Genomic DNA, 13,889 nt, shown 5'->3' with positions numbered 1-13,889 from the left:
CTTTCGTGGCGTTACGTACGGCTTGTCTCGTGCCCCGGTCACCCGAATCCCCCGGACAGGGCCGGTCGGCGGGCGTTCCGGGCGCCGCCGGGCGCGGCATCGAGATCGGTGGGAGCCGCACCGCCCGCGGGCCTCGCCGCCGAGCGTGGACGAGGGGAACCGGGCAGTGTGCGAAATGTCAGTGCTCTCCCCTATCTTCGCGATCAGCTGACCGAAAGGAGCCGTCGTGTACCGGCAGGGAGACATCCTGATCGTTCCTGTGGCCGAGGAATCCGTGCCCGCGCGGGCCCGGGCGTTGCCGCCGCAGCCGCGTGATTCGCGTGGTCGTCTCGTTCTCGCCCTCGGCGAGGCGACGGGGCACGCTCACGCGATCCCGGGCCCCGGCACCCTGCTGCTCGATCCCAGCCCGCAGAACCCCGGATTTCTGCATCTGCCCTCCGGCGGACGGCTCGTTCACGAGGAACACGACGCGATCTCCCTGCCGAAGGGGTGGTACCAGGTGATCAGGCAGCGGGAGTACGTCCCCGGCGCGTTCCGGGTGGTGGCCGACTGATGACGACCGATCTCAACGTCGATTTCACCGTCGCCTGGCGTGAGGCGGCGCTCGCCACCGGGCCCGCGGACCGTACTGTCGCGGAGGCCGGTGTGCGTCGCGCCTACCGCGATGCCGGGCTGCCCGAGCCGGAGCACGTTCTCTGGTTCGAGTCCCCGGCGGCCGGGGCGGTGGCCGCGGCCGCGCTGTCCGGCGGTCCCAAGGCCCGGGCGACCCTGGCCGCCGCCGGCCTCGGCGAGATCGCCGACCAGGTGCTCGCCCGCGTCGGCGCGGCTCCCGCCGGACGCAACGTCCGCGACGCCGTACGCACCGGGCCGTGGGAACGCGCCCGTCGCGCCCTGCACGAGGTGCTCGGGCCGGCGGGCTGGTCGAGCGCGTGGGCGGCGAGCGGCGGCGAGCTGTGGCCGCAGGTGAACCGCCTGGTGGTCGAGATCCGGCAGGCCATCGCCGGAGATCGCGACACGGACGGCAACCCGTTCGCGGAGATCGCGGCGGCCGGGGCACCGGCGGGCGGCGAGACGGCGGCCCGGACCGCCGGGACCGCGACGAGCGGCGGCGAGGCGGCGGCCGGGAGTGAGCCGGTCCGGCTGGACCGCGCCGCGGGCGAACTGCTGCGCGGGGCGACGCTCGACGCCGTCCTCGGCCAGCATGACGCCGCGTGGCTGTGCGCCTTCGCCCCCGACCCGGGCGTGCTCCGCGAGATCCTCTCCGGAGTGGCGGAGACGGAGCGGTCCGCGCTCGGCGGGCTCTACGACGTGGCGCGGTCGGCCGGCTGGTGGTGGCCCTTCGAGCGGGTCGCGCTGCTGTGCGAGCGGCCGCTGGAGCTGCACCTCGACGACCTCGGCCGGCTGCACCGGGCGGAGGGCCCCGCGATGCTCTTCGCGGACGGCTTCGCCCTGAACGCCTGGCACGGGATGCCGGTCCCCGCCGGATTCGGCGCGACGATGGCCGCGCTCGACCCCGCCCTGATCCGCGGCGAGAACAACGCCGAGCTGCGCCGGGTCATGCTGGAGCACTACGGCTACGACCGCTACCTCACCGGCTCGGGCGCGTCTCCCGTCCACGCGGACGAGACCGGCGTGCTCTGGCGGATCTCCCTGCCGGATGACGAGGACGTGACCATGGTCGAGGTCGTCAACTCCACCCCCGAGCCGGACGGCACCCGCCGCACCTACTTCCTGCGCGTGCCCCCGTGGATCGTGCGGGCGCGACAGGGCGTGGCCTGGACGTTCGGCGTCACGGAGGAGGAGTACCAGCCCGAGCGCGAGACCTGATCCCCGCTCCGGCCACGTGTGCGCCTCGCCCCCCGGGGGCGCACGCGTCCGCCCTGCCGATCAGGGCAGGGCGGGCCATCCGGCGGGGATCCGTTCGAGGACCCCGTCGGCGAACACGTCGTACAGGCCGAGCGGCTCCAGATGGACGTAACCGATGTGGCAGTCACAGGTGGTGGCGGGACACGGCCGGGGCCCCAGCGCCCGATCGAACGACCCGTCGTAGAGGTTGCCGATCACCTCGGGGATGAAATGGCAGCGCCGGACCGTGCCGTCCCCGCTCACCGAGACCACGCTCTCTCCGGTACGGCAGGCGAGCCCGGCGCTCGGGTGGGCGAACCTGCTGTATCCGAAGAGCGGGTCGATCGCGGCCCACTGCGCCGCCTCGTCGTCCGTGTAGCGGCGGCCCTCCTCGGCGTTCACCCACAGGTAGGTGCCGGCGGGCAGGTCGGCGCGCAGCCGGCGAGCGGCGGCCAGGTGATCCGGATGGCCGACGATGCCCACACTGTGCCGTACGCCGAGCCGGGACAGCTCCCGGGACTTGGCGAGGAACCGGTCGTGGGCGACCTGGCTGGGGTGGTAGGTGACCCACAGCGCGAGCCGGGTGAGATCCGCGTCGGCGAGCCAGCCGGTGCGGCAGCTCAGGTTGGTCTGCACGGCCACCCTGCGCACGTGCGGAAGGCGGCTCAACTCCACCATGGCCGCCCGGTACCAGGAGCGGACCAGGGCCTCGCCCCACGGCGTGAAGAGCACCGAGACCGGGTGGTCGCGCCCGGCCACCCAGGCGGTGAAGCGCTCCAGCGCCGCCCGGTCCGCGCGCAGGCGCTCCGGGTCGTCCCTCCGCTTGGCGAAGGGGCAGTACGCGCAGTCGTAGTCGCAGCTCGCGAGCGGCCCCCGGTAGAGGATCGACAGATGCCCGTCCCCGGCGTCCCGCCGCCCCCGACTCTCCGCCGGGCGGGCGGCCGGGCGGGCGGCCGGGCGGGCGGCCGGGCGGAGAGTCTCACGGTGGGATTCGCAGCGGGCCGGGGCCGGGGAGACGATGGGGAGCGTCCTGTCGTTCATCGCTCCTCGTAGCCGTCCATCAGCGTCCCGACCCGGCGGGAGAACAGCGCCGGGCCAACCGCGTCCGAGTGGGCCAGCCCCTCGGCGGTGAGCCGCACCGCCTGGTCGCCGACCTCCAGCCACCCGCGTCCCGTGAACCGCGACAGTTCGGCGCCGAAGTCCGCCAGCACGTCGGTCCCGAAGCGGTTCCCGTAGTCGGCCCGGGACAGCCCCTCCGCCTGGAGCAGCGACTGGATCAGATGCCGGCGGCGGCGCTCCTCGTCGTCGAGCCGGAAGCCGACGTTCGCCACCGCGAACTCCTCGCGCGGCAGGCGGACGTACTCGTCGATGATCGCCCGGACGTGGCGGGCGCCCACCGCGTACTCGTACGAATAGTGCAGGTCGCGGGTGTAGGAGCGGGCGCCGCAGCCGAGGCCGACCATGCCGTCGGTCTGGCAGCAGTACTCGGTGCCGCCGCCGCGGCCGGGCAGCCGGAACATCCGCATGGAAACCTGCTCGTATCCGGCGGCCAGCAGGTGGTCGCGGCCGACGCGGTACAGCTCCAGACGCTGGTCGTCCCAGGCCCGACCCTGCCTGCCCAGACCGGTCAACGGCCGGACGTACAGCGGGTAGAGGTACAGCTCCTCCGGCCGCCAGGCGAGGGCGGCGTCGAGGGAGTGCCGCCAGGACGCCGGGGTCTGGCCGTCGATCCCGTAGATCAGGTCGATGTTCAGCGTCTCGAACCCCTGGGCGCGGATCGCGTCGAGCGCCGTCTCGACCTCGGCCCGCCGCTGGGGCCGGACGGCCGAACGGGCCTCGGCGTCGATGAAGCTCTGCACGCCGATCGACACCCGGGTCGTGCCGCGCTCGGCGAGTACGGTCAGCCGGTCGGGGGTCGCGGTGGCGGGCGAGGTCTCCACCGACAGCGGGATCGTCCGCAGGTCGACTCCCATGATCTTCTCGGTCAGGTCGAACAGCCGGGTCAGCTCGCCGGCGCTGAGATAGGTCGGCGTGCCGCCGCCGATCGCGGCCGTCACGAACCGGGGCGCCGCACCAAGGGCGTCGCGGACGGCGTCCGCCTGCCGTTCGAGGGCGTCCAGGTAGGCCGTGGTCAGCTCCTCGGGGGCGCCGGTGCGGGTGAACAGGTTGCAGAACCCGCAGCGCATCTCGCAGAAGGGGATGTGCAGGTAGAGGAAGAGCGCGTCGGTGCGCTCCCCCGCCCACACCTCGCGGAGCAGGGGGCGCGGGTCGAGCTCCCGATAGGCCGTCTTGTGCGGGTAGGCGTACACGTATCCCTGGTAGGGCCGGTCGCCGTCCGCGTCGCGGTCGAGGCCGTCACCGTCGGCCCACATCGCCTCGTGGCGCGCCGGCACACCGTGCACCCGCTCCGGCGGTGGCCCGCCGACACCGATCTCGACGGCGCCGGTCCTCTCCATATCACTCCCCGCCCGCATGGCCGTGCCCCCTGTGTCGCTCGTGTTCCATGTCCTGATCAACCGTCCTCGCTGCCCCGCGCCCGCCGCCGGCGTCTGGACGTCCGGCCTCGGGGGTGACGTCACGCGCCATCGTCCGGATCCCGCTCCCCGGCCGGCGACGCGTGCGGGGCGCGGTCCAGGACGAACTCGGCGTACGGGACCGTCCACACCACCTCGTGACCGATCCGGTGGCCGGTGTGGCCGTCCTCGCCGTACGCCGTTCCGTGGTCGGAGCAGACGATCGCGAGGCACGGGCGCCGCCGCGTCATCAGCGCGAACAGCCGCCCGATGTGCCGGTCCACGTACTCCAGGGCGGCGGCGTGGCTCTCTCTCGTGTCGCCGTGCTCCCGGGTCGCTCCGGGCAGGTGGAACCAGTTCGGCTGGTGCAGCGCGGACACGTTGAGCAGCAGGAACACCGGCCGCTCGACGTCGCGCAGCGCCCGCTCGGCGCAGTCGATCTGCCGCTCCAGGGAGTGTTCGGAGGTCACGCCGAACTCGCGCTCCCAGTGGCTCTCCGCGAACAGGCCGGGAAGGGCCGAGCCGAGCGGCGTCAGCTTGTTGAAGAAGCCCACTCCCCCGACGCAGACCGTGTGGTAGCCCGCCGCGGCCAGCCCCGCCGGAAGGTCGGGCGCGTCGAAGACCCAGGTCCCCTGGGCGGTCGTCTCGCTGCCGGGGAAGACGGCGGCGAACAGCCGGGGATGTGGCCCCGGCTCCGCCGGTGTCGGCAGGAACCCGGCGAGCATCGCGGCGTGCGCGGCATAGGTGAAGCTGCCGGGACTGTGGCGCCGCTCCCAGCGCCCTCCGGGCAGCACGCGGGCGAGGGTGGGCAGCCGCCCCTCCTCGACCAACTCGGCGGCCACGTCGTAACGCAACGTGTCGAGGGTCACCAGCAGGATGTCGTGGCTGCCCACGACGGCGTTCATGTCACGCATGCCGTCTCCCGTGCGCCGCCGGCCTCGGGACGCCACCCGTCGAGCACGGCCGCGACCTGCGCGGCGTACGTGTCGAGGCCGGCCACCGGGGTCCCGGTGAGGCCGGGCAGGCCGGGCAGCAGATCGCCGAAGGCGTTGACCTCGGCGATCGCCACCGAGCGCAGGTCCGCCCCCACCATGACGTCCACGCCGACCGCGAGGCTGCGCGGGAAGCAGGCGGCGGCCCGCGCGCACGCGTCCAGGACGCGCTCCCAGGTCACCGGCCCCAGCCGCGCCCGCACGCCGTCGAGATCGCCCCGGGCGCCGCCCAGGTGGAGGTTCGTCATGGGGCCGCGCCCGAGGCGCACCACCGCGTGCGTGGGCGTCCCTGCCACGCAGACCACGCGCAGGTCGAACGCCCGTCCGGAGAGCGACGCCTTGGGGAACCAGCGCTCGACGTGCAGCCCCTCGGGAGCCAGCGCGCCGACGATGGTCGCGACGTCGTCCTCGCTCTCGTACGTCCGGACCCGCAGCGAGTTGTGCAGCGCCTGCCCCGGGCCCAGATCCGCCGAGGTCACCGCCTTGACCCGGGCGCCGTGGACCTGGAAGGCGATCACGCCGGAGGCCGACGAGCCGTGGGCGGGCTTGACGAACACACGCGTCCAGCGCCGTCGCGCCATCTCCTCCCGCAGCTCGTCGTACGAGGTGACCGGGCCGGTCAGGGCGTCCGGGACCGGGACCTCCGCGGCTCGCAGCCGCCGATGGCTCAGTCGCTTGTCGAACATCACCGCGATCTCGCCGGGGTCGCCGAGCAGGCACGCCGACGGCACCGTCGCGGTCAGGGCCCGCACCCTGGCCAGACCGGCGACGAAGGTGCGGTACCACCGGGCGCCGCCGGTGACCCGGCTCGGGTCGCCGGGACCGCGCAGCAGGGCGTCGGTCCGGGCGTCCTCGCCGGGAGAGTCGATCCGGACCAGCGTGCCGGGCGCGAGCGCGTCGAATCCGCGGACACCGAGGCCCTGAGCACCGGCTTCAACGGAGGCTTCGCCGACGGCGTGGCCGGGCGCGAGAAGGCCGGCGAGGACGTCGCTCCAGGAGATCACGACCGGCTCGGGCAGATCGCGGCGCAGCACGGCGTCGCGGAACATCGTCACCCTGCGGTCTCCCGGGGTGCCCACCACGGCGAATCGCACGTCGCCCTGCTCGTCACTCATCCGCGCGGCGCTCCGCGCGCCGGTCGGGCACGCGTCGCACGCTCACTCGCTCACCGCCACGTAGCGCCAGACGCGGCCGTCGCCGTCGTCGTCGCCCTGCTCCTGCTCGGAAAGGTCGATCTTGACGCCGGGCAGCGCCTCGTGGATCCGCTTCATCATCCCGCCGCTGAGGAAGTGGTGATGGAGGTCGAGCCGGCGCAGGTGGGTCAGCGGCTGGCCGGTGAGCAGCGCCTCGGCCCCGGCGTCGGTGAGCACGCCCATGGACAGGCTGAGCGTCTCCAACTGGGCGACGACGGGCGCGGACGCGACCGCCGCCGCGATCTCGTCCTGGATCTCGCTGTCCTGCAGGCCGAGATGGCGCAGGGAGGGCAGCCGGACGCCGGACAGGATGCCCTCCAGGTCACCCATACTGGCGTCGCCGCCGTAGTTTTCCACGCCGAGCCACAGCTCCAGGCGCTCGAGCGCGGGGAGGTCGCAGCCGCCCACGCCGCGGACGACCGCGCCGGGCAGGCCCCCGGTCTCCAGCCGAAGCGACTTCAACGCCTCGTGCCGGATCGGGCGCAGCCCCAGGCCGGTGCCGCCACGGACGTCCAACCGTTCAAGCAGCGGGAACGCCTCCAGCAGCGGCGTCACATCGGACTGCTGGATCCACGAGATCTCGCACTCCTCGGACTCCATCGCCCCGACGAACAGCGAGCGCAGCGCGGGGAAGCGGGCGGCGTTGTCGACCAGAAGGCGGATGATCTCCTCCGACGAGTCCTCGTACGCGTCCTCCCAGGCGCCGATCACGACGGCGGTCACCCTGGTCGTGTCCACCCGCTTCATGAACCAGGCGAACACCTCCGCGAAGGTGTGCTCGGCGTCGTACGTGTCCGCCGACAACCACCAGACCACCGAATCGGGAGCCGGCAGCTCACCGTCCGCATCGTCCAGGCCGACCACCTGGACCGGAAGACCCGCGTAGCCGTCGCGGTAGTCGTGGGTGGCTCGCTGATACTCGTCGTCGACCATGCCGAACTCCTCGCCGGGGGAAAGCTGCGGGCACTGTCCTACCAGAGGCGTCCGACAGTTCCCGCATCGGCGACCTGGACCGCGACCTCGCCGGCCCCCGCGATCGCGACGCGCCCGCCCGTGCCGATCACGCCTGCACGCTCCTTGTCGTGAGTTCCGCGTAGATCTCCTCGAACCGGGCGAGGGACAGCCGGTGGTCGTGGGACGCGGCCAGGGCGAGACCGGCCCGTCCCATGGCGGCGCGGAGCCCCGAGTCGGTGAGGATCGCCGTCAGTTGCCGGGCCATGGCCCGCACGTCGCCCGGCGGGTAGAGGTGGCCGTTGCCGTCCACGAGATGCGGCAGCGCCATCGCGTCCGCGGCGACGACGGGAAGGCCGCTCGCCATCGCCTCCAGGGTGGCGATGCTCTGCAGCTCCGCGATCCCCGGCATGGCGAAGACGTCGGCCGCCGCGTAGACCAGCGGCAGGTCGGCGTCCGGGACGAACCCGAGGAAGCGCACCCGCTCGCGGGCTCCGATCCGGGACGCGAGCCGCTCCAGCGCGGCCCTGCGCCCGCCGGTCCCGGCCAGCACGACCTGCGCCTCCACGTGGTTCAGCACCTGCGGAAGGGCGAGGATCAGGTCGTCCAGGCGTTTCTCCTCGTCCAGGCGGCCGACGAAGAGGACGGTCGGCAGGTCGGGCAGCCCGAACCGTTCCCGCGCCCGGATCCGGTCCCACGGCCGGGGCCGGAACCGGTCCAGGTCGATGCCGCAGGAGACGGCCTCCACCACGCCGGTGAACCCCTTGGCCGCGAGCAGCTCGGCGGCGATCTTGGTCGGTGTGGTGACGTGGTCGGCCCTGGAGAACACCCGGGCGACGTCCCGCCAGGCCATCCGGTCGGCGACGTCCCGCAGCCGGGCGGGAACGCGCGCGAACGGAAAGAGGTTGTCCGGCATGAAGTGGTTGGTCGCGACCACCGGCCGCCCAGCGCGCCGGGCGGCCCCGACGGCGGCCCGCCCCACGACGAAGTGCCCCTGGATGTGCACGACGTCGGGGCGCAACCCCTGGATCAGCCGCGACATCGTACGGCCGAGCCCGGCGGGGACGGCGACCCGCATCGTCGGGTGAACCAGGAGGGGGGCCGACCGCAGCCGGTGGACGGTCACGTCCCCCGCGGTCTCGATGCGCGGCGGCCCCTGCTCGGAGGCGCAGACCACGTGGACGTCGTTGCCCCTCTCGGCCAGCCCGGCCGCGAGCCGGCGGGTGAAGTACGCGGCGCCGTTCACGTCGGGCGGGTAGGTGTCCGTCGCGATCAGCACGCGGCGTCCCATCGGAGCCAGAGACGCCGGGCCGGCGTCCGGCGTGTCCGGCGAGTTCATGGTGGGCATGGCGGTCATGGCGTTCTCCGGCGGGGTGTGGTGGTCAGGTTGCTCCGGCCGCCCGGGCCCATCGGCTGCCTCACGGTCAGTGTTCCCCCGGTCGGTGTGACGACGCCCGGCGCGCCGACGGTGGGGCCGGCGCCGCGCCCAGCGCGAGAGGCGAGGCGCCCATTCGCCGCGAGCACGACCATGGGCTGCGCCTCTCGCTTGTATGACGACACGGGGACATGGCCGGAAGACCTCGAACGGGCGGCCGGACAGGGAACGCGGGACCAAACCCGAGCGTGGTACGCCGGCCATCGGGGTCACCCGGAAACAGGCGTCGTTTCGCTGGTGGCGGAGAGCTGATGCCCCCTCCCCCTGCCATAAAGGGGTCTTCGGCCGCATGATGGGCGATGTGGAATCCGACCAGATCCGGCTCCGGTCCGCCACCGGGCGGTGGGTCATCCTGGCGACCGTTCTGGGGTCCGGGATGGCGATGCTCGACAGCACGGTGGTCAACGTGGCGCTTCCCGCCATCGGCCGGGACCTCGACGCGGGCATGTCGGGGCTCCAGTGGACGGTGAACGCCTACACGCTCACCCTCGCCGCGCTGATCCTGCTCGGCGGCTCGCTCGGCGACCGGTTCGGCCGGCGCAAGATCTTCCTCATCGGGATCGTCTGGTTCGCGGTGGCCTCGGCCCTCTGCGGCGTCGCCTCCAACGTCCCCGTGCTCGTGATCGCCCGGGCGGCGCAGGGCGTCGGCGGGGCGCTGCTCACCCCCGGCTCGCTGGCGATCATCCAGGCGTGCTTCGCCAGGGACGACCGGCCCCGCGCGATCGGCGCCTGGTCGGGGCTGGGCGGCGTCGCCGCGGCCGTGGGGCCGCTGGTCGGCGGCTGGCTGGTGGAGGCGGTCGGCTGGCACTGGGTCTTCTGGATCAACCTCCCGATCGCGGCCGTCGCCGTGCTGGTGACCCTGCGGCACGTGCCGGAGAGCAGGGACACCCGCTCCTCCGGGCGCTTCGACGTCCTGGGATCGGCGCTCGCGGCGCTGGCCCTCGCGGGCATCACGTACGGCCTGATCGAGCCGGGCGCGGGGAGGGTCGCGCTGGCCGTCGGCGTCGTGCTCGCCGTCTGTTTCGCCGTCCTGGAGGTCCGCCGTTCGCCGCAGGCCCTCGTGCCGGTGCAGATCTTCGCCTCGCGGGTCTTCACCTCGATCAACATCGTGACGATGATCATGTACGCGGCGATGGGCGTGGTCTTCTTCCTGCTCGTGGTCCAGTTGCAGGTGTCGGCCGGGTTCTCGCCGATCGCCGCGGGGTTGGCGATGCTGCCGGTCACCGTCCTGATGTTGCTGCTGTCGGCCCCCGCGGGCGATCTGGCCAAGCGGATCGGCCCCCGCGCGCCCATGACGGCGGGCATCCTGATGTGCGCCGCCGGGCTGCTGCTGATGAGCCGCATCGGGCCGGGCGCCACGTACCTCGCGGACGTCTTCCCGGCGGCCGTGCTGTACGGCCTGGGCCTGTCGGCGGCGGTCGCACCGCTGACCGCGACGGTGCTGGCGTCGGCGAGGGAGCGGTACGCGGGCCTGGCCAGCGGCATCAACAACGCGGTGGCCCGCACCGGCAGTCTGCTCGCGGTCGCCGCGATCCCGCCGCTGGTCGGCCTGACCGGCAGCGCCTACGACTCGCCGGTGGAGTTCACCTCGGGGTTCCGCGTCGCGATGCTCGTCAGCGCGGCCATGCTGGCCGTCTCGGCTCTGATCGCGTTCGTCACGATCAGGTCGAACGTGCTGGCCGCGGCTCCCGGGCCCGCGGGGCGTACGCACTGCGGCATGGCGGCGCCGCCGCTGGAGGAGCGGGACCAGGAAGCCGGGTGAACGCCGCCATCCAGCGAGGACACCGTCCCACGCCTCGACCGCGCCACGCGTCCCTCGGGTGACGCGGGGGACGCGCGGCCGGTCAGAGGTACGGCCGCAGGAACTCGTTCGCGGCGCCGCAGCCGAGGTAGTTCCGCACGGTGTGGAAGTCGAGCCAGTCGATGTTGCAGCTCACGTCGCGCTCGACGCCGTCGAAGTGGTCGCGCAGGCCCGGCGGGATCGCCGCGATGTCGTCCTTGTCGGCGATGTTGATCCAGCGTCCGACGCCCGGCGGCCGGGCTCCCCGCCCCTGGAGGGGCACGGGCAGCAGCCGCTCGAAGACGACGTTCCGCATCGCGAGCGGGCTTCCCAGCGTGACGAGCAGGTCGGCGGACAGGTCGGGGTGGGCCCAGAACGCCTCGTACGCCACCACGCTGCCGAGCGAGTGCGCGACCACGACCTGGGGCTGCCTGCGCCGGATGACGTCGGCGACGGTGTCCCGCGCCTTGACCCTGGGGTCGCCGCCGCCGAGGTAGGCCGCCACCTCCGGGCAGAAGTCCTCGGCGAACCGCACCGCCTGGTCGCCCAGCCTGCCGAGCAGCCATTCGGCGAGCCGGTGGGCGATCCCGGTGAGGGTCTCGCCCGCCTGGCTGCGCACCCGGCCGTCGAGCTGCCTGGCCCAGTCGGAGAACACCAGCTTCGCGTCCGCCGCCATCGTCCTGACCGGGGCCGGCGCCGTCCGGCGCAGGTGGTGCGCGTAGTAGGCGATCTCCGAGAAGTACTCGGCGCCGCCGTACGGGGATCCGCCGGTGATCCCCTTGTCCAGATAGCCGTTCCACTTCAGCCGCATGGTCTCGGCCGCCCGGCCCGGTGACTCCCCGGACTCCTGGTAGTAGTGGTACTTGCCGATGCCGTGGACGCCCACCATCGTCGTCATGCCCGTGCCCCTGTCTCCGCTGCCTCAGCCCCCGCGGGTGCGCGCGTCCGCCTCGCCCGCCCCAACCATCCCGCACGCGGCCGCGGGCCGGGTCGCCGAGGCGTACCCCGCCTGGTTCACTGGGGATAAATCAGTTGATCCGGCCACGGGCGGGATCGCTACGCTGAACCGCCCCCGAGGCCGACCCGTCACCATCCCGAGGCCGTCCCGTCACCGCCCCGGTACGGCGCGGCCCTCACAACCCGAAACACCCGCCCCGGGAACGCCCGGGAGATCCGTGAAAGAGGAGACCATGCCAGGCCCGTTGCACGTCCGCGGTTCGACCGTGATCCCGGAGGCGGAGCTCGGCTGGCGTTTCTCGCGCTCGTCGGGCCCCGGCGGCCAGGGCGTCAACACCACCGACAGCCGGGTCGAGCTGAGCTTCGACGTGGCCGCCACGACCGCGCTCGGCCCCGCGCTGAAGGCCCGGGCGCTCGAACGGCTCGGCGCCCGCCTCCGCGACGGAGTGCTCACGGTGACGGCGTCCGAGCATCGCTCGCAGCTCCGCAACCGGGAGGCCGCCGAAATACGGCTGGCGCACCTGATCGCCGAGGCGATCGCCCCGCCGCCCCGGCGGCGCCGTCCGACCAAGCCCTCCCGCGGGTCCGTCGAGCGGCGGCTGACCGCCAAAAAGCACCGTTCCGACCTCAAACGCCTGCGGCGCGGTACCGAGTGAACGCGTAGGCTGAGCAAATGGAACTCCCCCCGAGCGTGCGGGCCGTGCTTCTCGAATCCGACGGCGAGGAGGACCGGCTCATCCTGTTCCGGCGCACCGTGCCCGGCCGCGACCTCTACTGGTCGGCCCCCGGCGGCCACGTCGAGCCGGAGGACGCGACCCTGGAGGACACGCTCAGGCGCGAGATGCTGGAGGAACTCGGCGCGACCGTCGAGGCGATCACCCCGCTCACCACACTGAGCTGCATCCAGGAGAACGGCGTCAAGACGCAGCACGTGTACGGCTGCCGCCTCGTCACGATGGACGTGGCGCTGCGCTGCGGGCCCGAGTTCGAGGATCCCGCGCGCGGCCACTACGAGGTCGTACGGCTGCCGCTGCGGCCGGAGGAGATCAGCGCGATCAACCTGATCCCCGAGGAGCTCAGGACCTACCTGGGCGAGTACATCTCCCACCTGCCCCAGCTGATCGGCTGACAGGGTCCTTCTCCGACCCTGGTTCCAGGTGAACGCGGTTCACCGCGGCGGGGATGTCAGACCAGGTCGATCAGGTCGGCGATCGAGGCGGCCACGTGTGACGGGCGGAAGGGGTACCGGTCGATCTGGTCCTTCTGCATGACGCCGGTCAGCACGAGGATCGTGTGCAGGCCGGCCTCCATGCCGCAGACGATGTCGGTGTCCATCCGATCGCCGATCATGGCGGTGCTCTCGCTGTGCGCGTCGATCCGGTTGAGCGCGCTGCGCATCATCATCGGGTTCGGCTTGCCGACGAAGTACGGTTCGACCCCGGTGGCCTTGGTGATCAGGGCGGCCACCGCCCCGCACGCCGGAAGCGACCCCTCGTTCGACGGGCCCACCGGGTCGGGGTTGGTGGCGATGAACCGGGCGCCGTTCTCGATCAGCCGGATCGCCCGCGTTATCGACGTGAAGCTGTAGGTCCTGGTCTCGCCGAGCACGACGTAGTCGGGGTCGAGGTCGGTCAGCACGTATCCCGCCTGGTGCAGCGCGGTGGTCAGCCCGGCCTCCCCGATGACGTACGCGGAGCCCTCGGGGCGTTGGCTCGACAGGAACGCCGCGGTCGCGAGCGCCGATGTCCAGATGGACTCCGGCGGAATGTCCAGGCCCGCGGCGCGCAGCCGTACGGAAAGGTCACGTGGGGTGTAGATGGAGTTGTTGGTGAGAACGAGGAAACGGCGTCCGGTCGCGCGCAGTTTCGCGATGAATTCGTCGGCGCCCGGAACCGGGTGCCCCTCGTGAACCAGCACGCCGTCCATGTCCGACAACCAGCATTCGATCGCTTTACGCTCGCTCATGTCTCCAGGATGTCAGGGAGCGCGGCGAGCCCGCGAGGCGCGGAAGGCGCGGAGGGCACGGGGATGGCCGCGCCAGAGGATCACGATCAGGAAAACCGCAGGCCGTAAGGGTTGCGGACGATTCCCACATCTGGGATAACGTGTGCCATCCCGAAAAACCATTCGAGGAGTGTTCACCCTGGTGCCCGATTCCGCATACCGAGGCGTCGCATCGCCCCGGGCACCGGTCAACCGGCGCATCAGGCCGAATCCCCACGC

The 13,889-nt window shown here is 72.8% G+C and carries 13 protein-coding genes; 5 read left to right on the top strand and 8 right to left on the bottom strand.

The features are described 5' to 3' along the window. Positions 1 to 226 precede the first annotated feature (226 nt). Together ACQP1V_RS16320 and ACQP1V_RS16315 are read left to right on the top strand one after the other, a co-directional pair. Positions 227 to 553 (top strand): hypothetical protein, encoded by a 327-nt coding sequence (locus ACQP1V_RS16320; protein WP_067132196.1) that lies wholly within the window; start codon positions 227 to 229, stop codon positions 551 to 553. Then, complete coding sequence (locus ACQP1V_RS16315; protein WP_433423665.1) at positions 553 to 1,827, top strand: DUF6745 domain-containing protein; 1,275 nt, start codon at positions 553 to 555, stop codon at positions 1,825 to 1,827. The genes ACQP1V_RS16320 and ACQP1V_RS16315 overlap by 1 nt, the downstream gene beginning before the upstream one ends. Positions 1,828 to 1,887: 60 nt before the next feature. Here the strand turns inward: ACQP1V_RS16315 and ACQP1V_RS16310 are convergent, their stop codons facing one another. The 6 genes from ACQP1V_RS16310 to ACQP1V_RS16285 form a co-directional block, all read right to left on the bottom strand. After that, the gene (locus ACQP1V_RS16310) at positions 1,888 to 2,886 is read right to left on the bottom strand and encodes an STM4011 family radical SAM protein (RefSeq protein WP_433423664.1); all 999 of its coding nucleotides are present in this window, start codon (positions 2,884 to 2,886) and stop codon (positions 1,888 to 1,890) included. Then, entirely contained in the window at positions 2,883 to 4,217 is a 1,335-nt protein-coding gene (locus tag ACQP1V_RS16305; RefSeq protein ID WP_433425854.1) for an STM4012 family radical SAM protein, read from the bottom strand. The genes ACQP1V_RS16310 and ACQP1V_RS16305 overlap by 4 nt, the downstream gene beginning before the upstream one ends. Before the next feature lie 203 nt (positions 4,218 to 4,420). After that, a complete protein-coding gene (locus ACQP1V_RS16300; protein WP_433423661.1) occupies positions 4,421 to 5,272 on the bottom strand; it encodes an STM4013/SEN3800 family hydrolase in 852 nt (283 codons plus the stop codon). Next, positions 5,260 to 6,465, bottom strand: a complete 1,206-nt coding sequence (locus tag ACQP1V_RS16295) for an STM4014 family protein (RefSeq protein WP_387411286.1) — start codon at positions 6,463 to 6,465, stop codon at positions 5,260 to 5,262. Before ACQP1V_RS16295 ends, ACQP1V_RS16300 begins: the two co-directional genes overlap by 13 nt. A 42-nt stretch (positions 6,466 to 6,507) precedes the next feature. Continuing rightward, positions 6,508 to 7,476: an STM4015 family protein gene (locus ACQP1V_RS16290; protein WP_433423659.1), complete on the bottom strand. Its 969-nt coding sequence runs from the start codon at positions 7,474 to 7,476 to the stop codon at positions 6,508 to 6,510. Positions 7,477 to 7,603: 127 nt separating this feature from the next. After that, positions 7,604 to 8,851 (bottom strand): glycosyltransferase, encoded by a 1,248-nt coding sequence (locus tag ACQP1V_RS16285; RefSeq protein WP_433423656.1) that lies wholly within the window; start codon positions 8,849 to 8,851, stop codon positions 7,604 to 7,606. A gap of 370 nt (positions 8,852 to 9,221) precedes the next feature. Here ACQP1V_RS16285 and ACQP1V_RS16280 point away from each other — a divergent pair, with 370 nt between their 5' ends. Further along, positions 9,222 to 10,691: an MFS transporter gene (locus tag ACQP1V_RS16280; RefSeq protein ID WP_433425852.1), complete on the top strand. Its 1,470-nt coding sequence runs from the start codon at positions 9,222 to 9,224 to the stop codon at positions 10,689 to 10,691. Positions 10,692 to 10,773: 82 nt separating this feature from the next. Here the strand turns inward: ACQP1V_RS16280 and ACQP1V_RS16275 are convergent, their stop codons facing one another. Beyond that, positions 10,774 to 11,607 carry a hypothetical protein gene (locus ACQP1V_RS16275; protein ID WP_387411280.1) on the bottom strand — a complete coding sequence of 278 codons (834 nt, stop codon included), beginning with the start codon at positions 11,605 to 11,607 and terminating at the stop codon, positions 10,774 to 10,776. Positions 11,608 to 11,899: 292 nt separating this feature from the next. Here ACQP1V_RS16275 and arfB point away from each other — a divergent pair, with 292 nt between their 5' ends. After that, entirely contained in the window at positions 11,900 to 12,322 is a 423-nt protein-coding gene (gene arfB / locus ACQP1V_RS16270) for an alternative ribosome rescue aminoacyl-tRNA hydrolase ArfB (protein WP_433423653.1), read from the top strand. Positions 12,323 to 12,339: 17 nt separating this feature from the next. Beyond that, positions 12,340 to 12,795, top strand: a complete 456-nt coding sequence (locus ACQP1V_RS16265; RefSeq protein WP_433423650.1) for an NUDIX hydrolase — start codon at positions 12,340 to 12,342, stop codon at positions 12,793 to 12,795. Positions 12,796 to 12,851: 56 nt separating this feature from the next. On the opposite strand, the gene ACQP1V_RS16260 is transcribed toward ACQP1V_RS16265, so the two are convergent. Beyond that, the gene (locus ACQP1V_RS16260; protein WP_067132176.1) at positions 12,852 to 13,631 is read right to left on the bottom strand and encodes an HAD-IIA family hydrolase; all 780 of its coding nucleotides are present in this window, start codon (positions 13,629 to 13,631) and stop codon (positions 12,852 to 12,854) included. Between the last annotated feature and the right edge of the window lie 258 nt (positions 13,632 to 13,889).

The organism is Microtetraspora malaysiensis, assembly GCF_050947145.1.
Taxonomy (GTDB): domain Bacteria; phylum Actinomycetota; class Actinomycetes; order Streptosporangiales; family Streptosporangiaceae; genus Microtetraspora_A; species Microtetraspora_A malaysiensis.
Note: the sequence above shows the minus strand (reverse complement) of the source record. Positions and strands in the feature narration are given on the sequence as shown.